At 63.9% G+C, this 20,860-nt stretch carries 15 protein-coding genes and 1 pseudogene; 5 read left to right on the top strand and 11 right to left on the bottom strand.

From position 1 onward, the window contains the following. Positions 1 to 96: 96 nt before the first annotated feature. The 4 genes from VJV41_RS23895 to VJV41_RS23880 form a co-directional block, all read right to left on the bottom strand. Positions 97 to 828, bottom strand: a complete 732-nt coding sequence (locus tag VJV41_RS23895) for a hypothetical protein (RefSeq protein WP_325337902.1) — start codon at positions 826 to 828, stop codon at positions 97 to 99. A 4-nt stretch (positions 829 to 832) separates the two neighbouring features. Continuing rightward, complete coding sequence (locus VJV41_RS23890) at positions 833 to 1,336, bottom strand: phage tail protein (RefSeq protein WP_325337900.1); 504 nt, start codon at positions 1,334 to 1,336, stop codon at positions 833 to 835. 1 nt (position 1,337) lies between these two features. Continuing rightward, the gene (locus tag VJV41_RS23885; RefSeq protein WP_325337898.1) at positions 1,338 to 3,227 is read right to left on the bottom strand and encodes a phage tail sheath subtilisin-like domain-containing protein; all 1,890 of its coding nucleotides are present in this window, start codon (positions 3,225 to 3,227) and stop codon (positions 1,338 to 1,340) included. A gap of 2,154 nt (positions 3,228 to 5,381) precedes the next feature. Continuing rightward, entirely contained in the window at positions 5,382 to 5,546 is a 165-nt protein-coding gene (locus VJV41_RS23880; protein WP_414685041.1) for a hypothetical protein, read from the bottom strand. Between the two features lie 75 nt (positions 5,547 to 5,621). On the opposite strand from VJV41_RS23880, the gene VJV41_RS23875 reads away from it, so the two are divergent. Beyond that, the gene (locus tag VJV41_RS23875) at positions 5,622 to 6,146 is read left to right on the top strand and encodes a hypothetical protein (RefSeq protein WP_325337896.1); all 525 of its coding nucleotides are present in this window, start codon (positions 5,622 to 5,624) and stop codon (positions 6,144 to 6,146) included. Positions 6,147 to 6,534: 388 nt separating this feature from the next. Here the strand turns inward: VJV41_RS23875 and VJV41_RS23870 are convergent, their stop codons facing one another. The 4 genes from VJV41_RS23870 to VJV41_RS23855 form a co-directional block, all read right to left on the bottom strand. Continuing rightward, entirely contained in the window at positions 6,535 to 7,512 is a 978-nt protein-coding gene (locus tag VJV41_RS23870; RefSeq protein WP_325337894.1) for an alpha/beta hydrolase family protein, read from the bottom strand. A 197-nt stretch (positions 7,513 to 7,709) separates the two neighbouring features. After that, positions 7,710 to 10,610 carry an MMPL family transporter gene (locus tag VJV41_RS23865; protein WP_325337892.1) on the bottom strand — a complete coding sequence of 967 codons (2,901 nt, stop codon included), beginning with the start codon at positions 10,608 to 10,610 and terminating at the stop codon, positions 7,710 to 7,712. Then, entirely contained in the window at positions 10,607 to 10,990 is a 384-nt protein-coding gene (locus VJV41_RS23860) for an MmpS family transport accessory protein (protein ID WP_325337890.1), read from the bottom strand. The genes VJV41_RS23865 and VJV41_RS23860 overlap by 4 nt, the downstream gene beginning before the upstream one ends. 130 nt (positions 10,991 to 11,120) lie before the next feature. Next, entirely contained in the window at positions 11,121 to 11,639 is a 519-nt protein-coding gene (locus tag VJV41_RS23855; protein ID WP_325337888.1) for a MarR family winged helix-turn-helix transcriptional regulator, read from the bottom strand. A 468-nt stretch (positions 11,640 to 12,107) separates the two neighbouring features. Here VJV41_RS23855 and VJV41_RS23850 point away from each other — a divergent pair, with 468 nt between their 5' ends. The 4 genes from VJV41_RS23850 (at position 12,108) to VJV41_RS23835 (ending at position 17,247) form a co-directional block, all read left to right on the top strand. Continuing rightward, positions 12,108 to 13,871, top strand: a complete 1,764-nt coding sequence (locus VJV41_RS23850; protein WP_325337906.1) for a CocE/NonD family hydrolase — start codon at positions 12,108 to 12,110, stop codon at positions 13,869 to 13,871. A 201-nt stretch (positions 13,872 to 14,072) separates the two neighbouring features. Next, complete coding sequence (locus VJV41_RS23845) at positions 14,073 to 14,957, top strand: hypothetical protein (RefSeq protein WP_325337886.1); 885 nt, start codon at positions 14,073 to 14,075, stop codon at positions 14,955 to 14,957. Positions 14,958 to 15,115: 158 nt separating this feature from the next. Then, positions 15,116 to 16,567: a DUF4185 domain-containing protein gene (locus VJV41_RS23840; protein WP_414685039.1), complete on the top strand. Its 1,452-nt coding sequence runs from the start codon at positions 15,116 to 15,118 to the stop codon at positions 16,565 to 16,567. 26 nt (positions 16,568 to 16,593) lie between these two features. After that, the gene (locus VJV41_RS23835) at positions 16,594 to 17,247 is read left to right on the top strand and encodes an MOSC domain-containing protein (RefSeq protein ID WP_325337883.1); all 654 of its coding nucleotides are present in this window, start codon (positions 16,594 to 16,596) and stop codon (positions 17,245 to 17,247) included. A 13-nt stretch (positions 17,248 to 17,260) separates the two neighbouring features. On the opposite strand, the pseudogene VJV41_RS23830 reads toward VJV41_RS23835, so the two are convergent. The 3 genes and pseudogenes from VJV41_RS23830 to ligD all read right to left on the bottom strand — a co-directional run. Then, positions 17,261 to 17,467: pseudogene (locus tag VJV41_RS23830) on the bottom strand (alpha-ketoglutarate transporter); the annotation flags it as partial. 105 nt (positions 17,468 to 17,572) lie between these two features. After that, a complete protein-coding gene (helR, locus tag VJV41_RS23825; protein WP_325337881.1) occupies positions 17,573 to 19,759 on the bottom strand; it encodes an RNA polymerase recycling motor ATPase HelR in 2,187 nt (728 codons plus the stop codon). Between the two features lie 133 nt (positions 19,760 to 19,892). Continuing rightward, positions 19,893 to 20,852 (bottom strand): non-homologous end-joining DNA ligase, encoded by a 960-nt coding sequence (ligD, locus tag VJV41_RS23820; protein WP_325337880.1) that lies wholly within the window; start codon positions 20,850 to 20,852, stop codon positions 19,893 to 19,895. Between the last annotated feature and the right edge of the window lie 8 nt (positions 20,853 to 20,860).

Genomic DNA, 20,860 nt, shown 5'->3' with positions numbered 1-20,860 from the left:
CGGCGGCGCTGGGCCCGGGGACTACCGGTGGTCGCTGTGCGCGGGCGATGAGCCTGCGCAGCCCGCGGCCGCGCGGTGTTCCAGCGTTCGGCGCGGTCATCGGCCGCCTCCGCCGGCGAGTGCGGCGAGGCGGCTGCGGCGCGCGTCGGGAAGCGCTTCGATGCTGGCCAGATCCCAGCCGTACCGCGACGCCAGGAGGTGGACCTCGACGTCGGCCTCGGCCACCGCGGCCGCGATCGCGGAGGTGACCAGGCGCTGCACGTCGACGAATTCCTCTATCGGCGCGCCACATTCGATGCAGGCGACCGCGACGGCGCCACATAGCGACTGCTCGGCCCATTCCAGCGCCGCGACGTCGCGGGGGCCGTCGGCCGGGCCGGCCGTGCAACGCTGGACCACGATCCGGCCGGCGGCGTCGGGATCGTCCGGCAGCCCGGTCAGGTCCGCAGGGGTGGGTTCACGCACGCCGGCCCCCGGGCCGCACCACCCCGACCGCGGCGCGTAGTCGGGTACGTCGGACGCCCCGAGCGGCAGCGCGTTGAGCACTGCGCACTGTGGGCAGGTGACCACCATCTCCAGGTCGGTTCCCAACACCGTCCGGTGGGCGTGCAGCAGCAGCCGGTCGATGACCCCGAGTGCCAGTCGCGCCGCGTCCGCGACGCCGCATGCTTGCAGGATCGCCAGCGCCTGCTCGAGTTCTCCGTGGGCAGTGTCCAACTCGCGCAGCAGGTTCAGGCGCGAGAGGCCAGCGCCGCGGGACCCGGCCACGGCCGGCAGGGTGGCTTCTGCCGCCGGCGCAGTGACGGTCTGCTCGGCGCCGGTGCCCATCGCGTCAGACGCTCAGCTCTTTGGGTTCGGTAACCGATGCGTCGCGCTCCCAGCCTTCGGTTTCGAGTTTGATGGACTGGATGGCAACGGCTGCGGTCGCCGCGTCCATGGCAGGAAGCGCGGTGTACTCCGACACCCAGCAGCGGAACAGGTGATAGCTGATCACCTGTTGGCCCGCCTCGTTGAAGACATCGACGGTGATGTCCTTGCGGAAGTCGGGCAGTGAGATGCCAGGCGCGGTGTAGCTGCTGACCTTGTTGGCCCAGGCCTCGAACGCGGGGTCGTGGGTGACGCCGCGTTCGAGGGTGACAGACGAGTAGGTGGTCAATCCTGGGCTGCGCCGATCGTGGGAGGGGTCACCGCCGACGCGGTGTGACACCGGTGCGGTCGCGCGGGTGAGCGCCGACATCTTGGACAGGCCCGCCACGTAGACGCCGTCCCATTTCACGCGGAACATGTGTGTCTTGTAGGGGTCGTAGCGGGTCGGGTTGACGGTGAACTCGGCCATGTCAGTCTCCGGTGTTGAGGATCTGGGTGATGGTGACGACGACGAACTCAGCGGGTTTCAGCGGCGCGAAACCGACCACGATGTTCACCCGTCCGGCGTCGATCTCTGACTGCGGATTCACGGTCGCATCGCAGGTGACGAAGAAGCTGTCGGACTCGGCCTGTGACTCGGACTGCTGGAACGCACCTTGCCGGAATAGCCCGCGCATGAACGCGCCGACCGCGAGCCGCAGCTGCCCCCACAGCACCGGGTCGTTGGGTTCGAACACCGCGAACTGGGTGCCGAGGTAGAGGCTGGCCTCAATGTAGTCCGTGATTCGGCGCACTGGAACGTACTTGAATGGGTCGCCGCGCAGGTCCGAGCCGGCCAGCGTGCGTGACCCCCAGACCACCAGACCGGCGCCGGGGAAGCTGCGTAACACGTTGATGCCGAACGGGTTCAGATCACCGGAGGCCTTGTCGCTGGTCGGGTAGGCGACTCCGATGGCGCCCGCAACCCCCGCCGCCAGCCCGGCGGGCGCTTTCCAAACGCCGCGCTGGCTGTCGGTGCGCGCCATGATCCCGGCGAGAGCGCCGCATGGGGGCAGGCCTGACGACGTTGAGTCGGGGGTGATCAGACGCGGCCAGTACAGGGCGCCGTGTTGGCCTTCGGCGGCGAACAGTCCCGCCGCGCCGACGGCGCTGGCTTGTGTGACGCTCGGGTCGGGATCGACTAGCAGGAACGCGTTTTGCGTTTGGCAGTACGCCAGTGCGGTACTGACGGCGTCGACGTTGATGGAGGTCACTCCGGGCAGGCACAGCAGGTTGAACCGGGGGAAGTTCAGCACGTCGAGGGCGAGCATGCCCTCGCCTTCGGTGGCCGAGACGATGGCGTGGGCGTCGACGTTGGAGCCGTCGGTGCCGTTGGCCAGCCCGGTCGCAGCAGTGGCCGGCGGCCGGTCGGCGGCGCTGCCGGAGATCTCGGTGCCACCGGCCGCCACCCCCATCGTCAGCAGGCTGCTGGCGTCTTGGGCTCCGCTTAGTCCGACGACGACGGCGCTGTCGGGCCCGTGGGTGTGGCTGGTGAGGGCGAGTTTGCCGCCGTCGTCACTGGCGGTCAGCGCCAGGCCCGCCGCGTTGATGAACGTGACGAGGTCGCCGGTGTTGTGTGAGTCGGCCGCGGTGCCGGCCGGGAACAGGACGAGGTCCTGGGGCGCCCCTTGGTCGATGGACACCCGCAGCGTCCGGTGGGCGAGGCCGACAACTCCTGCCGAGAGGTCGTTCTTGCTTTCTGAATACCCCTCGGACGTATTGGTTTCGGCGCCGGTCACGGTCGCGGAGACGAGTGCGCTGCCGGCCAGCACGGTGGCGACGTAACGCGGGTTGTTCGGCGACATCGACAGTTCTTTCCACGTTTCGCGGGCGAGCAGCGAGGCGGCGCCGATGCCGGGTGCCCAACTGCTGATCGTGAGTGTGAACCGGTCGTTGGTGTTGGTTGTGGCGGCACTGACCGCCACGAATATCCCGGTCTGTGCGGCCCCGCTCCCGGTGCCGTTCGCCCACCCGCCGCGACTCTTCGCCGTGAGCGTGATGGTCACGCCGTTGGCGTCGGTCAGAGGAAGTGACGCTGCCACCGCGTCTGAGGCCAAAGCACGTACCACGATCGCCTGGCTGCCGCCGTTGGCGAAGAAGTGTGAGACCGCGTACCCCATCGGATGGTCGGTGGCGTCGACGGGGTCGCCGAATGTTCGTACGAAGTCCGCGTAGCTGCCGATGGCGGTCGGGGTGTCCGACGGGCCTTTGCGGGCTGCTCCGACGAATGCGGTCACCGAGGTCGACACCCCAGAGATGACGTGCGAACTGGAAATCTGTTCGACGATGTAGACCCCGGGATAGGTAGTTTGAACGGGCATCTAATGCCTCCATCTCGGAGTGGGGACGTGGACGGCCGGTCCATTCTGAATGACGACATCGTAAAGACACTGCGACAGCTGCGCAGCATATTCCGGCAGCAATTTATGCGTCGGTAAAGAAACCTGTTCGGGAATGGCTGATTCGAACGGATTTTGGCGCCCGGCCGGGTCGGCATTGGCCCCGAAGCCGCGGTCTGAAGTGTTGATCTTGTTGTGCGCTTTCACGGCCGCTTGGTCAAGCCGCTACGGGATCCGAAAAGCAAAAAATTATAGCGGTGCAAAGTTCACACGCCGACGTTATTACAGAGTTCGCCAGGGGTCTTGACAATGCCCCGAGCGCGATCGCGGGCGGGAGGCGGCGATCGATGAGGGCGCGCCTGGAGGAGGCCTGAACGCCGCTAAGGCCCTCGCCACCGCAGTGGTGGCGAGGGCCTTAGCCGACTGAGAATACGCCGGGATTCGAACCCTGGGTCGAGCGCTACAAGGCTCCCGGCCCCTGCGACCATGCAGGCTGACGCATTCAAGGCCACTCTAGCCGTCACTTATCGGGCTGTTCAAGTGTGGGGATGGTTCGGATCGCACGCAGTTTGGCGGGCTCGGTGGCCCCTCGAGGTAGCCGCACCAGGTGGCGCGTGTGCCGGTGACCGGTTCCGGCGCCGTGGGTACTAAATCGGACACGGTCCTGGATTCCCATGGCGACGATCACTCGGCACATGGCCAAATGTCGTGACGCGGTTTTTTGGCGCCGGGCAGACGGTGTTAACCCTTGGTGACGAATTGCTCCGACCGCTTCTGTCGGACCCGGTGTGGTCTGAATTGATCCATACTGGATATGGTCCTGTTGCGATTCCGCAATAGCCAATATAACTGTCATTATTGCGAATGTGCTGGTACGCATGACGGCGATACAATCGCAGTTTGGCAGACGGATCTTTCGTCTGTCTTTGCGTGTGATTAAGACGCCTTGGCTAAGAATCGAGGTCTTGGTGCTTACCGGCGCGCCGCGGGCCGTTCGGTACAGGCGTGCAGCTTATCTCCGTGGAGGTGCCCGTCGGCTGAATTATGTCGCGGACAAAACCGCGTGTCTGTCAAAATTGACGAAGTCAGCGTTGTGGCGACTGAGGGCTTTCAATGGTGCCCATGTCAATCAGCGGGATTGCGTTCGAGATGCCCCGACCGCTGCGGTCCACGCGGAGTCGTTTCATCAGGGAATTGATCGTAGGCAAGCAACCGGCGCGCCCGCCCACGACTGGCGGCGGGCGCATACCGCGGCGGGCAGTGCGTCCCCGGCCGTTGGGCAGCCAACCGTCGCTGTCATGTTTGGGCAAATTCCGTCAACGGCGGCCTCATCGACTGCGCGCGGATCATCCACGGCTTTGTCGTGGCGAGGTCCATAACTCGGGTGAGGGACCATGCTAGTCGTATTCTGCCAAAGCCGTTGCTGCACTCGATGATCGGCGCCGACGGACAACTAAGTTGCGTTAACTAACCCATTCCGCCTACACCTGACAGTGATTCGTCGACTACATCCTGGGCGTATCAACAATGACGAACGGGCTCACGCAAATGTGAATCTCGGTGCCATTTCCTGCGACTCGCACCCACGCTCGTCGGCTGAGGGTCGCCGGGCGCGCTGGCTAGCGATTGGTGGAACTCGCTTGAAACGCTGCGCACACCGATGTGATGGTGTCTTCCGGACCGGCGGCGGGCGTGGTAATTGCACTACGCGTTTTGCGCGCTGCGCCTATTCTGTAAGTCACCTGAATTAATCCTGATAGCTACCTGTTAATCTGTTGTGGCCAAAGGCGTTTCGACGGTGGCCCGTGCACAACCGCGTCAGTTCCCAGTGGGGGAGGGGCGCCCGGGTGGAGGCCACTGTCGGGACCGTTGCTGACTGCGGCGCCTCCCCATCGAGTAGTCGATTCATCCGATGAATCAAGCTGCGTGACTGCTGCAGTCGACGTGTCACCCCGAATATGGCTGGAAGAACGCGCGAAAGCGCTTCCTGACGAATTATCGGTGCGCGCGATTCTTTCGAAATATGTTGCAGTACAACTGAATATGGTACATATGGCAGTCAATCTGACATAAGATAGACTTTCGGCAACGCACCAGCCTGGCGGCTCAAGCGCCGTTATACGTCGGTGATCGAAGCTAGTCCAGCTTGTCGAGCAGGCTGTAGAGCCTGTTTTGGGCCGCGGCTGTGCGGGTTTCAGTTCCGGCTGCTGTGACATACCGCTGCGAAGTGACCATAGATTTGTGGCCGAGTAGCTTCATCAACACATAGACGCTGGCGGTGTTTCGGACCAATGCGGTCACGGTTCGAATCGTGAAATCCAGCCAGGAGCCCCTTCTGTCACACTGTTTAGGCAATCGAGGCTCGGAGGGCGGCGGATGTCGAATCAACGTCAACAAGACCCCGAGTCAGAGACTGCGTCTTTCCCGGCGAACGCCGGCGCCGGTTTCTGGGTGGCGCTTGGCCTCACCGTTCTGGTTGTTCTGGCATACCTTGCGTTGTGCGGGCTGCTGTACTGGCGTGCCGAGTACATCCAGGACGAAAAACTGTGGAGTCGCCTCATTTACGTAGCCGGAGCGCTGGGCGGCCTGGTGACCACGGCGGTGGGCTGGCTGTTCGGGCGAGAAGTGCACCGTGCAGCCGCTGAACATGCGACCAAAGAGGCAGGCATCGCAAGGAGCCTTGCCAGGAACGCACGCAGAGACGCCGACGCCGGGGACTTGCTCGCAAAGGCGATCAAGGCAACGCCCGATCCGCCCGCCCCCACCGGAGATGCACCCCATGACGGCCCGGAGTGGGCATTGTCAGCCTCGCATCTCGCGCAACTCAAACGGATGGCCGACAGCTTCTTTCCCGAGCCGGACGCTCAACAGACCGACGAGCCGTCGCCCGGGGGACCTTGAGTCTCACCGTGTCCATTCCCCGTCGGCAACCAAGGCCGGCGCCGTCGGCTGGCGGTGGCGTCACTACCGTCACTGCGGGGTGCGGCGGGCTCGCGCTGGAGCATCCCGCGCTATGACGTTGTGCGGACTGTCATCCCGACGATCCGCATCCGCGCCACCCGCTGGCCCAATTGCGCGCACCATGTTCAGAACCGGTTGAGCGGCCGGTAGATCCCAATTCGTTCGCGCAGCAAACCATCCTGGGACCATGAGTCCAACTGGAGTACAGCTTGGTAGAAGCCGTCGCGGCACCAGGTGCCTATCGAAGATTGGATTGGCATGACGGCGACATCCGCCATGGTCGTCGACCGGCTCACCCAACATCAGGCCGGTGGACGTCGGCTTCGGGCTATGCGCCTAGGGCTGGTCCGATTGTGGTGTTCCAGGACTCCTGCATCTCCGATCCGAACAGGCCCCAGGTGTGGGAGCCCTCGGGTCGCACGACGTAGTTGACCGGGACGCCAGCAGCCGCCGCAGAGTCGGCGAACACCTTGGTGCTGTCGGCGACAATGCGCTCGATCAGGCCGCCGGTGATGTTGGGTCCGAAGCCCTCGGGCAGCTGGTCGACGGCGCCCACTCCGCCGCTGGCCGACGCGGCGACATAGACCGCGACGCCCTTGAGTTTCGCGACATTCTTTGACGGGTCGTGTGCCACCCACAGCGGGCCGCCTGCCGGGCCCCACATGTTATCGGCGCTCTGCCCGCCACCCATCAGCGTCAATGCCACTTGTTGGGGCTGATCCGCGGGGTTGAGCAGACCGCTGTAGGAGCCGACGGCCCGATAGAGGCCGGGCGCCTGAACGGCGTAATCGACTGCGGTGCCGCCTGTGCTCGACAGGCCGCCAACGGCGTTGCGGCCGTTGGTGTTGTACTGCTTGTTGATCAGCGGAGGCAGTTCCTGCGTCATGTAGGTCTGGTACTGCTTGCTGGCGTCGTTGACCCAGTTGGTCCACCAGCTGAACGGGCCGCCGAGCGGGGAGACGACGTTGACGTTCTTGTTGGCGAAAAAGCCCTGAATGTCGGTCATGCCGAACCAGCTCTTGCCGCCGGGCGCGATGCCTAACCCATCGAGGTCGTCGCCGCCGTCGATGCCAGGCAACAGATACAGCACGGGCGCACCGGCTTTCGGGGCCTTGAAGACATCGTTGACGATGACGATGTTCATCGCCGGTGAGTACACCGACACCTTGTCCCAGCGGTCATTGACGTGCTGGATGTCGGTGATGTGAGCGCCCTGCTCCGCATCGGCGGCAGCCACCGGAAGCGACAGCAACGACAGTACGGGGATCAGCGCAACGGCCAACGTGCGAAGACGGTTCAAGATCACCGGCTGATTATGTAGTACAGCGAACACTTAGGCAACGATGTGAGCCGTCGCGCGTCTTCTCCAAATGACACCTGACGATGGCCACCCGCTAGCCATGGCGTACGACACGAGAGTATTGCCGCACCAAGGCATCTGGCAGAAAGCCAACTAGATGTGGTGCCCAGTCAACTGCGAACGGATGTGGACGGCTCTACGTGCTAAACGCGGGCCGGGATCGCCACCGTGTCCGGATCGTCGCTTGGCGGACGTCGGGGTTGCGGTTTCAGGAAGTGATGGTCGCCGCGTGGGTAGACGACCTGCGGCCACCAGAACCATCGACCCAACAACGTCGCGATCGACGGCATCAGCAGCGAGCGCACGATGAAGGTGTCGATCAGTAGTCCGATGGCGATGGTGGAACCCATCTGGGCGAGCACGATCAGCTTGCTGCCCATCATCCCCGCCATGGTGGCTGCGAACACCAGACCGGCCGACGTCACCACGCCGCCGGTTCCGGCCATGGAGCGGATGATGCCGGTCTTCAATCCAGCGTGGATCTCGTCCTTGAAACGCGACACCAACAGCAGGTTGTAGTCCGAACCCACTGCCAACAGGATGATGACGGACAGCAACATGACGATCCACTGCATTCGGATACCGAACAGGTCCTGCCAGATCAACACCGAGATGCCGAAGGATGCGGCGATCGAGCTGGCCGCCGTGCCGACAATGACGAGTGCAGCCACCGCGCTTCGGGTGAGGATCAGCATGATCATGAAGATCAGTGTCAGCGACGCCACAACGGCGATCATCAGGTCGTAGCGGGCGCCGTCGGACATGTCCTTATAGGTTGCCGCGACCCCGCCCAGGTAGATCTTGGCATCCGAGAGCGAGGTCATCTTCAAGGCCTCCTGCGCGGCCTTGCGTTCGGAGTCGATCCGGGCGATGCCGTCGACCGTCGCGGGATCGCTCTGGTGGGTGATGAACATGCGAGCGGACTTGCCGTCCGGTGACAGGAACATCCCGAGACCGCGTTTGAAGTCGGGGTTCTGGAAGGCCTCCGGGGGCAGGTAGAACAGGTCGTCGTTCTTGGCCTGGTCGAAGCTCTGCCCCATCGCCAGGGCGGTGTCGTTGGACGCCTGCAACTGGTCGAGCAGGGCCTTCTGAGAGTTGTACGACGCCAGCGACAGGTCCCTGCTGGCCTTCATCGACGCGATCGTTTGTGGAAGCAGTGCGGTCAGCTTCGGAGCGAGGTCGGCCAGTTGGTCGGTGTTGGCCTGCACCGCACTCGTCTGGTCGGTCACTTCGTCGATCCCGTCGAGGGCATCAAACAGGGACCGTGTTGCGGCACACAAGGGGATGTCGAAGCAATGCGGTTCCCAGTAGAAGTAGTTGCGCAAGGGCCGGAACTGGTCATCGAAGTTCGCGATGTTGTCTCGAAGCTTTTCGGTGGTCGCGAGTAGGGCCTGCGACTTGGCCGCCGAGTCCTGCGTGAGCTTGGTTTGCTCGAGGGAGAGTTGGTACTGCTTCTCCAAGATGTCGATCGAGACGTTCGTCTCATCGATAGTTTTGAGCTGATTGGCCAATTGATCCCGCTGGAACGGCAGGTTCATGTTGCTGGTCTGCCCCTGGACGCTCGTCTGGAACGGAATCGAGCTGTGCTGGATCGGAATTCCCAATGGCCGGGTGATGTTCTGCACCATCGCGATGCCCTCGGTATGCATGACATTTCGCGCCACCGCGTTGAGGACCAGCATGTCGGCGGGATTGCGCATGTCGTGGTCGGCATTGACCATCAGGATGTCGGGGTTCATCCGGGCCTGTGAGAAGTGCCGGTCGGCGGCGGCGAAGCCGATGTTGGTCGGGGCATCCGCAGGCATGTAGTACCGGTCGTTGTAGGCCGGCTTGTAGCCGGGAATGGCCACCAAGCCAATCAACACCACGAATAGGCTTGCCACGAGAACGGGTGCGGGCCAACGGACTACAGCAGTACCGACCCGTCGCCAAAACCGGCTTCGGGGAGGGCGTTTGGATTCGAAGAGCCCGACGCGGCTGCCGAGGAACAGGATGGCAGGCCCTAGCGTGACAGCAATTGCCACGATCACGATCATGCCGATCGCGACAGGCTCACCCATGGTGCTGAAATACGGCAACCTCGCGAAACTGAGGCAGTACGTCGCGCCCGCGATTGTGAGACCCGAACCCACGATGACAGGCGCCACGGACTTAAAGGTGGTGTAGTAGGCGGTATCCCGGTCCTCGCCCATGCCGCGCGCTTCGCGATAGCGACCGAAGATGAAGATGCCGTAGTCGGTGGCCGCCGCGATCGCCAGCATTGTCAGGATGTTCCCCGCGAACGTCGTGAGACCGAACGCGCCATGGCTGGCGAGCACCGACACCACTCCGCGTGCGGTCAGCAATCCGAGAAACGTCAGGAAGAGCTGGATCAGCGTGGTGACGATCGAGCGGTAGACGACCAGCAACATGCCCGCGATCCCGATGAGGGTGAACAGGGTGATCTGGCCGAGGCTGGCGTTGCCGATGATGTGCAAATCGTTGGTGAGCGCTGCCGGGCCTGCCACATAGGCCTGAACCCCCGGCGGCGCTTTGGTGTCCTCGATGACCTTGCGAACGGCCTGAACGCCTTCGTTCGCCAAAGTCTGGCCCTGCTCGCCGGCGAGGTTAAGCATCACATAGGAGGCCTTGCCGTCGGCGCTCTGCGCCCCCGCCGCGGTCAGCGTGTCGCCCCAGAAGTCCTGGATGTGCTGGATATGTTCGGGATCCTGCCGCAGCTTGTGGATGATCTCGTCGTAGTACTTGTGGGCGTCCGGGCCGAGGGGCTGCTGGCCCTCGATGACGACCATCACCGTGCTGTTGGAGTTGAACTCCTTGAAGTTGGCGCCCATCAGCTTCATCGCCTGCATCGACGGCGCGTCCTCTGGAGCCATCGGAGCCGCATGCAGCTCGCCGACGACCTCGAGTTGCGGGGCAATGACATTCACCAGGACCGCGATTGCGATCCAGAACAAAACGATCGGCAGCGCCAGTATGCGCAGGCTATGCGCTATGACGGGGCGCTTCTCATGTCCAGTTGCGGTCGAGGTAGCCGTATCGGTCATGCCGACTTCACCAGGCAGTAGGTCTGGGCGTTGACCCCGTTGGCGGATTGCTCCTCACGGACGGTTCCATTCACGGTGACGCGGCATCCAATCTGGTCGCCGTCGGTCTGCGCCATGAGGTTGGCGCTGACCGTCGGCAACGTCGTCGACAAGGTGACCGACCAGGGCAGCGGTGCGGTGATCGAGTGCACGTTCGCGTCTGGGTCGAAATAACTGATATGGGCCGTGGTTCCGGGTGAGCCGTACACGTCGTAGACCATGACCTTCGGGTTGAACTGGACGATCTCGATACCCGCACCGGCGTTGGCATTCAGGTCCGCTGAAGCGAACATCTTGTGCAAACGCGATACGACCAGGCTCGAGGTCGCCAGAACGATCATCAGAACCAACGGTATCCACAGGCGTTTCAGCGCGCGACTCACCGGAATAGCCCTCACCCGACCGCCTTCCGCTGATCGACGGATCGCGTCACGACCGTCGAGACTTCTCGAATACTGTCTGCGCTCTCCGCTACGACGGCCATTCTGTGGTAGTCGTCTGGGTCGCGATCCGTTGCCCCACAAGACCTTCCGAAGGACAGTCGGCTTTTTCGACAAGTCGATGTAGCACGGGAAGCGCGACCCTCGCGGAAAGCCACAACGCAGATTCCTCCTCAGACGACAGCTTTTCCAGCAGCATCCTCAGGCGCTGCCGCCGCATCTGCCTCCGCTCGTCGAGCAGCGTTTGACCGTCTCGCGTGATGTCGATGAGGGCAGCGCGGCCGTCGTCGGGATCAGCGAGCCTGGTAACCAAGCCCAGCCGCTCCAGCCTCTGGATCAGTTGAGTCATGGACGGCTGGCTGACGCCTTCCTTGGCGGCCAGCGTGGTAAGCCGAATAGGCCCTTCACGGCACACTCTGTTCATCACGAACGCGGCGGATGCGCTCAAATCGGCCCGGTCGGCAAGGAACCGCGCCGTCAGGTCCATTGCCTGATCGAGAAGCTCGCCGACGCAGTCGCCGACGTCGCCATTGGTCGGCTGACTTCCCACATCGGTATCTATATCACGCAACCTATATAGCGGCAATACTGGCCGTGATTTCGCACATTCACAAGTAGTTCACAGGAACCGCCTTGCCTCCAATGCCCTGGAGGGACGCATGTAGGCGTCGTGCGGACTCACCGCAACTTGGCTCCCCTCCTCCGCTCCCATACATGAATTGGGTGAGAGTTGGTGTCACACAGTCAAATTCCGAACCCCACCCGCGTAATGCTGAGACAGGACCGACACTGTGGGCATGTCCGCGATTGAGCTGACAGTCAAGAATCTCAAGTGATACGAGGAACCACATACGTTGGCCTATGCACTGTTGGCGGGCCGTCCAGGTGCATTCCACCAAAACCGTTTGTGTTGGAGAACTAGCGTTGTGACGTGCGTTCCTTCGCCGTCCGCCTCTGCGCCCTCGCCGCGGTCGGGGTGCTTGTCGCGAGTGGATGCACCGGCGGCGACCGGGCCGGTATGTCCGGGCCCTTCCCGGCTGGTGCGCGACGTGGCCCGTGCGAGGTCGCCGAACAGAGGGATGTGCCGGCGACTATGCGGGACGGCACCGTGTTGCGCGCCGACATCTACCGGCCACACGCTGACGATCCGGTACCCGTGATCCTGATGCGCACTCAGTACGGCAAGTCTGGTGCACAGGCCGGATCGCGCTACCAGAGTCCAGATTGGTTCGCTTCGCACTGCTATCTGGTGGTGATTCAAGACGTGCGCGGCCAGGGCGCATCGGGCGGCACGTTCAGCGAGTACACCAATGACATGCAGGACGGCTACGACTCGGTCGAATGGGCCGCTGCCCTGCCCGGCTCCAACGGCAAGGTGGGGATGTACGGGTCCTCGTACGTCGGCGCCACGCAGTGGCTCGCCGCGACGACGGCGCCGCCGCATCTTGCAACGATCGTCCCGGCCAACACCGCCTCGGACTACTACGACGGATGGACATACGAGGGTGGCGAGTTTCGGTTGGCGTTCGTGCAGCCGTGGGCAATTGGACTCGCGACGTCAGCGGCACGGACGCGCAACGATCAAGCTACCGTCGCCGAACTGCAGGCGGCGGATGCCGAGCCAACCCGCTGGATGGACTTTCGGCCCTTCAACGACCTGCCGCCAATGCAACCGCATAACCCCGCGGTGGCACCGTGGTATTTCGACTGGATCCGCCACTCCACGCGCGACGGCTTTTGGCAGCAATTCAGCGTCAGGGACCGCTACGCGTCGATCAAGGTGCCGGTGCTGCACTTTGAGGGTTGGTATGACGCCTTTCTCGCAGGTGGCATCGAGAACTTCGCCGGAATGGTCGCCCACGGTGGCACGGACCTGGCTAGGGACAATCAGCGGTTGGTTATCGGGCCCTGGGATCACGTCAATTGGGGAAGGCCGGACTCATCGCCTGCGCCGCTGCTCAAGGAGATCGGCGCGGTGGGCGACAGCCCGATCAACGACATGATGTTGGCGTGGTTCGACCATTTCCTGAAGGGGACGAACAACGACGTCGCCGGCAGTCCTAAGGTCGACTACTTTGTCATGGGGGCTAACGCTTGGAAGTCGGCGACGAGTTGGCCTCTGCCACAGACTAACTGGACGACATTCTACCTCTCGGGGGGCGGCGGAATCGCGGACCGGAAGGGCGAACTCATTCCTTCCGCACCGGCTGCTCAGCCGCCGGATACGTACACCTATGACCCCGCTTTCCCAGCGCCGAGCCTGGGCGGTCACTCCTGTTGTGGTGCGAGTTCCGGCCCTCAGGGGCCCTACGACCAATCTCCCGTCGAGCAGCGATCAGACGTCCTGGTGTACAGCAGCGCCCCGCTCGAACGCGACACCGAGGTCACGGGCCCGGTGACAGTGCAAATCTGGGCCCAATCCAGCGCTACAGATACAGATTTCACGGCGAAGCTGACGGTGGCCAAGCCTGATGGTCGGGTAATCAACCTGAACAACGGAATCCTTCGGACGTCATTCCGGGACTCGCTGGCAGACCCGACCCCGGTCACGCCGGGCCGTCCGTACGAGTACCAAATCCATGTCTGGCCAACGAGTTACGAATTCCGCGCGGGAGATCGCATTCGGTTGGAAATCTCCAGCAGCGACTATCCCCAGTTCGCGCCGAACCCCAACACCGGTGCGCCGTTCGGGGCGGACACGGCGACTCGCATCGCAACACAGACAATTCTGCATGACCGGGATCACCCGTCTGCTGTCACGCTGCCGGTGATACCCGGCTGATCTTCGCTGCCAGCTTCCGGGCAGCGCCGGATCGCGTGCCGGTCGGAGCGCCTTGGCCAGTCGCACGCACCAGGCGATAAGCAGCGTTCAATCCGCCACGACGGCCGCTTCCATGTCAGCTGGTGAACCTCGCTCTAATATTTACCCCAGACGAAATTTGCCCATCCTGGGCTTGGGGACGTTCGAGGAGTTCGCCGACCTATGAGCGTAAGCAGTAACAGGGAGGAAATCCGTCGACGGCTCGAGGAGCGTTATCGGCGGTTGGAGGAGTCACGCAAGGTAAGACCTCTTGCAGCACTTGTGGCTCGTTTCAACGAAATCGACGGCGGCACAAAGGGTGCAGTCGTCTCCACCCAGCTGTTCACCACGATCATCCCGTTGACCATCATCGGTTTCAGCTACTTCACAGGCTTCGCCGACAACGCTAGCCCCGGCACCATCTTCATCCGGCAGTTCGCCCTTGGACATCCCCTCAACGACCGGGTCCGTGAGGCATTCGGACATTCCTCAGGATTGAAGGCGGACTGGACGTTGTTCGGGGTCGCGGGGTTCCTGGTGTGGGGGATACCGATGTCGGTCACTGTTGCCGGAATCTTCGCGAAGGCCTGGCGCCGCGAGCAATTCGGGCTCGCAGAGAGACTGTTGCGGGGCACCGTGTGGTTCCTGCTGTATCTGACCACGATCGCCATCCGTGAACGGATCATGTTCGGCGGCCACCACACCGGACATATGCACGCGCTGCTGTTTGTCGTCGGCTTGTTGCCGGTCTGGCTGTTCTGGTCGCTCACCCCTGTTCTGCTGGTCCGCGACGGCGGCCGTGGACTGACACATCTCGCGCTGGCTGGATTGGCCGGGGTGGTCATCGACGGAATTGCCATCCCGGTCGGCGCGCGGCTCTTCTTCCCGTCGTTGCTGCACGACTGGGACGGCTTCGGTCCGATCGGCGTTGCTATGGCCCTGTTGATTTGGTGCAGCGTGGTCGGCACCGGATGGGTCGTGACAGCGTGTGTCAGCGCGCTGCTGTGGGAGCGCACAGCCTCACCGGAAACAGTGATCGAGTCTCAAACCGCGGAAGTCACTAACTAGCACGTTCATCGTCTGACGAGTCACCCGGTGCGGTTGCGACATGGTCACGGATGCGTACCTATCCGTACATCAGTGAGCACAAGGGCCTCATTCATCACTATCGTCACATCAGCCAACCGCTGACGTCAACGCGACGTCGTGCCCCTGAAAGGTGTGACATGTCGCCGCGTCTGCCAACCGCATCGGTGTCCGTGGCGTCGGCGGCCGTTCTCGTCCTTTGCGTTGCGATCGGCGTCGCGCCACCGGCGACCGCCGAGCCTTGCCAAGGTGCTGCCGCAGCGGCCCAACCACCCGCCGAATCCGCCGCGACTCCGGACTTACCGTCGTCGTCTAACCGCCGACCGATAGGGCAAAGGCCTCGCAACGCGAATGAGGGCGCACCGCTGCCCAGGCTGGGGCAGGTGCCGTCCGCCCTTCTCCACGCGTTGTCTCCACAGACCGGGCGGGTGCAGCAGCAAGCGGCGGTGGCGCCGTCGCCCACTCCTCCCGGCGCGGGTAATCAACAGCCGCCCAACGCTACTCAGCCGGTTCCGGATGCAGCAGCAGCCCAGCCGGCGCCTCCGCCCGCGCCGCCTGGGACCTCGCTCGTCGGCTGGGTGACCGGACCGGACAGCCCAAACGACACCGTCGGACGCTTCTCCATCACCGGTACTGACCTCGGGATCATGTGGGACAACGGCGATCCCGCCGGCCATCAAGTGCTCATGGCGTTCGGCGACACCTACGGCTACTGCAGCGTCCACGGCCAGCAATGGCGGTACAACACGCTGTTCCGCAGCCAGGACGGTTCTCTCGCCAAGACAATCAGCGTCCCGAACGGGGTGGTCTCCAACAGCTACTCCGGCTCACCGCTATGGGCCCCAGGCGTTTCCAAACAGATCATCAACAGCACCAAGTGGGCGCCGACCGAGACGGGAATCATCCCGACCGCCGGGATCTCTGTGGGCAAAACCCAATACCTCAACTTCATGTCCATCAAGAGTTGGGACAACAACGGCGCATGGACGACGAACTACTCGGCAATCGCGGTGTCGCCCGACAATGGTGAACATTGGGGTGTCTACCCCGACTCCGTCCGCGTGCCCACGCCGGACAGTGTCCCTGGCGGCCGTTACGTTGCGGGCAATGAGAATTTCCAGATGGGCGCGTTTCTCAAGCCGGGGCCCGGTGACCCGTACCTCTATTCGTTCGGAACCCCGTCAGGACGCGGTGGTTCGGCGTTTGTGGCGCGGGTCCTTCCCGGCTACGTGCCTGATCTCAGGCACTACGAATACTGGAACTCCGACCAAAATTCCTGGGTTCCAGGCAATCCGGCGGCCGCGACGGTGGTGATCCCCGGTCCGGTGGGCGAAATGTCGGCCCAGTTCAACACATATCTCAAGCAATATCTGGTGCTGTACACCAACGGTATGAACGACGTCGTGGCACGGACTGCGCCGGCGCCGCAAGGACCGTGGGGTCCGGAGCAGATGCTCGTGTCGTCGATGCAGTTCCCCGGCGGCATCTACGCGCCGTACCTCCATCCCTGGTCGACAGGTAGGGAGCTGTACTTCAATTTGTCATTGTGGTCGGCATACAACGTGATGTTGATGCGCACCGTGCTGCCGTAGCGGGCAGGTCGCCGTACTGTGGCGTGGTGCCGAAAGTGCTCTCTGTGAATATCGCTCACCACTATTCGGATGGTCCGCGGGGGAAAACCGGCTTCGACAAGCGGCCGACAACCGAACCGGTCGCCGTGCGCGCGCCCGGTGACAGACGCAAAGGACTGGGCAGCGGCCTGGCCGGCGACCTGATCGGCAACCGGAAATCTCACGGCGGCGATGATCAGGCCGTATATGCCTATGCGCGTGAGGATCTCGACGCTTGGGAGGGAGAGCTAGACCGCTCACTGGCCAACGGCATGTTCGGCGAGAACCTGACCACCGCCGGAGTTGACGTGACGGGCGCCGTCATCGGTGAGCGGTGGCGTGTGGGGTCAGACGGCTTGATCTTGGAAGTGTCGCGGCCGCGCACTCCCTGTCGCACATTCACCCACTTCCTCGGAATCCGAGGCTGGATGAACACCTTCACCCGTGCCGCGAAGCCGGGCGCCTACTTCCGGGTGATCGCGCCGGGCCTACTGCGCGCCGACGATGCGGTGACCATCATCGAACGTCCCGATCACGACGTCACGATCGGTCAGGTGTTCCGCGCGATGATGACCGAACCCGAACTTCTGCCCGGCATCCTGACCGCTGAAGCGCTCGCCGATGAGGTAAAACAACTCGCCCGCCGCCGCATAGCGGGATGACACGCGCGCCTACTCAGCGGGCAGTTGACGAAACAGGGTCGGCCCAGGCGCTGCCCTGCTCGCGGTCGAGCACCGTGATCCCCTTGTTCTACAGCCCGAAGATGTAGACCAGCAAGCTCACACCGATCACCACCGTGACGTAGATGGTGAACATTGTGATGATGACGTAGCCGACCGCCAGTAGCGCGAACGCCATGACCGCTGAAGTCGTCTTTGGAAGAACGTGAGATGCGCGGCCGGTGTGCCGAATCTGCAGACGGCCACGACGGTCCACGTCGGGTTGAAGTGCTGATCGGGATGGGGGGCCTTTCCCTGGCCCGACGAACTAGAGCAACCGGTGTTCGCCTGGCAGTAGGGCGAGTCCGGTCAGGGCCTGCGGCAACGGACCCTGATGCAGGACGCCGAGGCGTTGGGTGGCGCGGGTGAGCGCGACGTAGAGCTCGGCCGCACCGCGTGGGCCGTCGGCGAGGATCCGATCCGGTTCCACCACCAGAACGGCGTCGAACTCCAGGCCCTTCGTCTCCGACGGCGTCACCGCGCCCGGCGTACCCGGTGGACCGATCACCACGCTGGTGCCTTCACGCCCGGCCTCGTCCTGCACGAATTCCTGTATAGCAGTGGGTAATTCGCCGTCAGTGACCTCTCGCGACCATGGCTTCACACCGCACGCGCGCACCGAATCCGGTGGCTGAACATCCGGCGCGAACTCCGCGAGCAGCGCGGCAGCGACGGTCATGATCTCCGCCGGGGTGCGGTAGTTCACCGACAGCGACCGGTAGACCCAGCGGCCGGGCACGTACGGTTCCAGCATCGTGGCCCACGACGTCGTCCCCGCGACCGACCGGCGTTGGGCCAGATCGCCCACCACTGTGAACGATCGGCTTGGGCAACGCCGCATCAGCACCCGCCAGTCCATTTCGGACAATTCCTGGGCTTCGTCGACCACCACGTGCCCATAGGTCCAATCCCGGTCTGCCGCAGCGCGTTCGACGAGTTCGCGGGTGTCGCGCTCGATGAAGCGATCGGCCAGGTCCTCGGCGTAGAGCAGGTCCTGCGCGAGGAGGTGGTCCTCGTCGTCCATCAAGTCTTCGCGGCTGATCATGAGGTCCAGCACCCCGGCGGCGTATTCTTCTTCGACCTTCCGTTCCCGCTCGGCGGCATCGTCGGCCGATTTGTCGCGGCCCAGCAGATCGACCAGTTCATCGAGCAGCGGCACATCCGACACCGTCCACGCGTCGCCGTCGGCTCGATACAGCGCCTCGTCGGCGCCTGCGGCGCGCAGCCGCTCGGGCGAGGAGTACAACTGCGCCAGCAGTGTTTGCGGCGTCAGCATCGGCCACAGTTCGTCGAGCGCGGCAGTGAACCTGTCGTTGTCCGCGAGCTCGTCGATCAGCGCTGTCCGCAGCTGCTCCCACGCGTGACGGTCCTCCCGGGTCAGCCAGCCTCGGCCGATCCGCGCTATCGCCCTTTCGGTGAGGACGTACGTGACGATCTCACGGAACACCGCGCGGGCCTCATTGTGCGGCAGCCCGCTTGTGCGCGCTTCGTCGATGGCCCACTCTGCGGTCTCGGCGTCGATCCGCACAGTGACGTCGGACAGTTCGACCGGTAGTGGATCCTTCGGTTTCCGCTGCCTATCGGCGACAGCCCTGGCGAGCACGTCCAAGATCTTCAGCGAGGCCTTGAGCCGCGCGGCTTCCTCGGTGTCCTCGGCACTGACGCGCAGACCGGGCACCAGGTCGCCGACGGTCATGAACACCACGTCGGACTCGCCCAGAGACGGCAGCACGCGGCCGATGTGGCTGAGGAACGCCGTATTGGGGCCGACGACGAGCACGCCATGGCGTTCCATCCGCTTTCGCTGGGTGTAGAGCAGGTACGCGACGCGGTGTAGCGCCACCACTGTCTTCCCGGTGCCCGGACCACCCTCGATCACCAGCACGCCAGAGTGATCGAGCCGGATGATCTGGTCCTGCTCGGCCTGGATTGTTGCGACGATGTCCCGCATCCCGTCGCCGCGCGGCGCATTGACCGCCGCGAGCAGGGCTGCATCGCCTCCCTCGTCGCCGATCGGGCGGCCGAGGACCTCGTCGGTGAATTCGAGCACTCGACGCCCGCGTGTGTGGAACTGGCGGCGGCGCCGCATGCCCTCAGGGTGCGCGGCGGTGGCAGTGTAAAACGCGCGTGCCGCCGGCGCCCGCCAATCGAGCAGCAACGGCTCGTACTCGTTGTCACGCTCGAAAATGCCTATCCGGCCGATGTACAACCGTTCGTCCGAAACGGTGTCCAACCGGCCGAAACACAGCCCGCTGTCCGCCACGTCGAGCCGCTTCGCCTGTTTGGCGAGCGCACGCACCTCGACATCTCGTTCCACGAGTGTGCCGCCGTTTCCCCGCAACGCAGCGCTGTATCTACCCTTCACCTGTGCGCGCTCGGCGTCGAGTCGCGTGTACAGCCCGGCCACATAGCTCCGCTCGGACCGCAATTCGTCTTCGTAGTCTCGAGTTGACACATGCCCCCATAGATCGCCGGTTCCGGTCTAGGCCAGCGATTGTGCGGCATGGCCGGGGGCTTGCCGCAAGCCCCCATGTGAGTTATACGTTGGAAGTGGAAGAGATCATTTCTTCCACTTCCCGTCTATTCTCTCAGTCCCCGGCGGTTCGCCGGGCGCGGGCGCGACGCTTGCCTTCGTGCATGGCGGCGACTCGAGCGACCGGTATCGTGTGGCCTTGCTCGACGAGATCACGTGGTAGGCGCTGCGGGGCCGGCATGTGCTCACCCCAGGGGTCGCGACCAGCAAGGGCGTCGATCGCCGTGTGCACCGTGAAGTCGGCAGGCGTTGCCCGGTCCAAATCGGACCAGTCCAAAGGAAACGAGACCGGCGCGCCCGGACGCAAACGGGGGCTGTAGGCGGCGACGACGGTCGCGCCACCGGCGCGGGTGGAATCCACGAATACTTTGCCGCCGCGGTCCTCCACGATGAACGCCGTGGTCGCCAAGGCAGGATCGAGTGCTTCGGCCCTGGCGGCGAGGGCGCGAGTGGCCGCCGCTACGTCATCGGCGGGGGAGCTGTCGTCGACGGGCACGAACACGTGCACGCCCTTGGCGCCACTGGTCTTAACCGCGCCGGCCAAACCGCAATCCGCGAGGACTTGGCGTACCAGTAGCGCGGCGGCGACCACTGCGCCGAAGTCGTTGTCGGGGGGCGGGTCCAGGTCGAGCACCAAGTGCGTGGGCCGGTAGAAGTTGTCAGCCAGACCCAACGTCGGGTGGTACTCGACGGCGCGCTGATTGGCCAGCCACATCAGAGTGCGCCGATCGTCGCACAGTGGGTAGCGCACCTCGCGCTTGGAACTTTCGGCCCAGATGGACAGCGTCTTCACCCAGTCGGGGGTGTATTTTGGCGCGTTCTTCTGCATGAACGGCGGCTGACCGCGCAACACACGCAACACGGTGAGCGGCCGGCCGACCAGTCCAGGCAGGATTCGGTCGGCCACCGCATCCAGGTAATCCACCAAGTCGCGCTTGGTCGCCCCGGCGTCGGGACTCAGTGGTTGATCGAGGTTCGTCAGCTCGACTCCGGCGCGCTGCTCCCCGCCGCTCATCTACTCAC

It is taken from the genome of Mycobacterium sp. (genome assembly GCF_035274705.1).
Classification (GTDB): domain Bacteria; phylum Actinomycetota; class Actinomycetes; order Mycobacteriales; family Mycobacteriaceae; genus Mycobacterium.
This window is presented reverse-complemented; position numbering and strand designations above follow the sequence as displayed.

Bases quoted from the DNA above. Each gene is read 5' to 3' on its own strand.
- VJV41_RS23850 (WP_325337906.1), top strand. From the start codon at position 12,108: ATGTCCGGGCCCTTCCCGGCTGGTGCGCGACGTGGCCCGTGCGAGGTC.
- VJV41_RS23860 (WP_325337890.1), bottom strand. From the start codon at position 10,990: ATGATCGTTCTGGCGACCTCGAGCCTGGTCGTATCGCGTTTGCACAAG.
- VJV41_RS23875 (WP_325337896.1), top strand. From the start codon at position 5,622: ATGTCGAATCAACGTCAACAAGACCCCGAGTCAGAGACTGCGTCTTTC.
- VJV41_RS23840 (WP_414685039.1), top strand. From the start codon at position 15,116: ATGTCGCCGCGTCTGCCAACCGCATCGGTGTCCGTGGCGTCGGCGGCC.
- ligD (WP_325337880.1), bottom strand. From the start codon at position 20,852: ATGAGCGGCGGGGAGCAGCGCGCCGGAGTCGAGCTGACGAACCTCGAT.
- VJV41_RS23895 (WP_325337902.1), bottom strand. From the start codon at position 828: ATGGGCACCGGCGCCGAGCAGACCGTCACTGCGCCGGCGGCAGAAGCC.
- VJV41_RS23890 (WP_325337900.1), bottom strand. From the start codon at position 1,336: ATGGCCGAGTTCACCGTCAACCCGACCCGCTACGACCCCTACAAGACA.
- VJV41_RS23865 (WP_325337892.1), bottom strand. From the start codon at position 10,610: ATGACCGATACGGCTACCTCGACCGCAACTGGACATGAGAAGCGCCCC.
- VJV41_RS23845 (WP_325337886.1), top strand. From the start codon at position 14,073: ATGAGCGTAAGCAGTAACAGGGAGGAAATCCGTCGACGGCTCGAGGAG.
- VJV41_RS23885 (WP_325337898.1), bottom strand. From the start codon at position 3,227: ATGCCCGTTCAAACTACCTATCCCGGGGTCTACATCGTCGAACAGATT.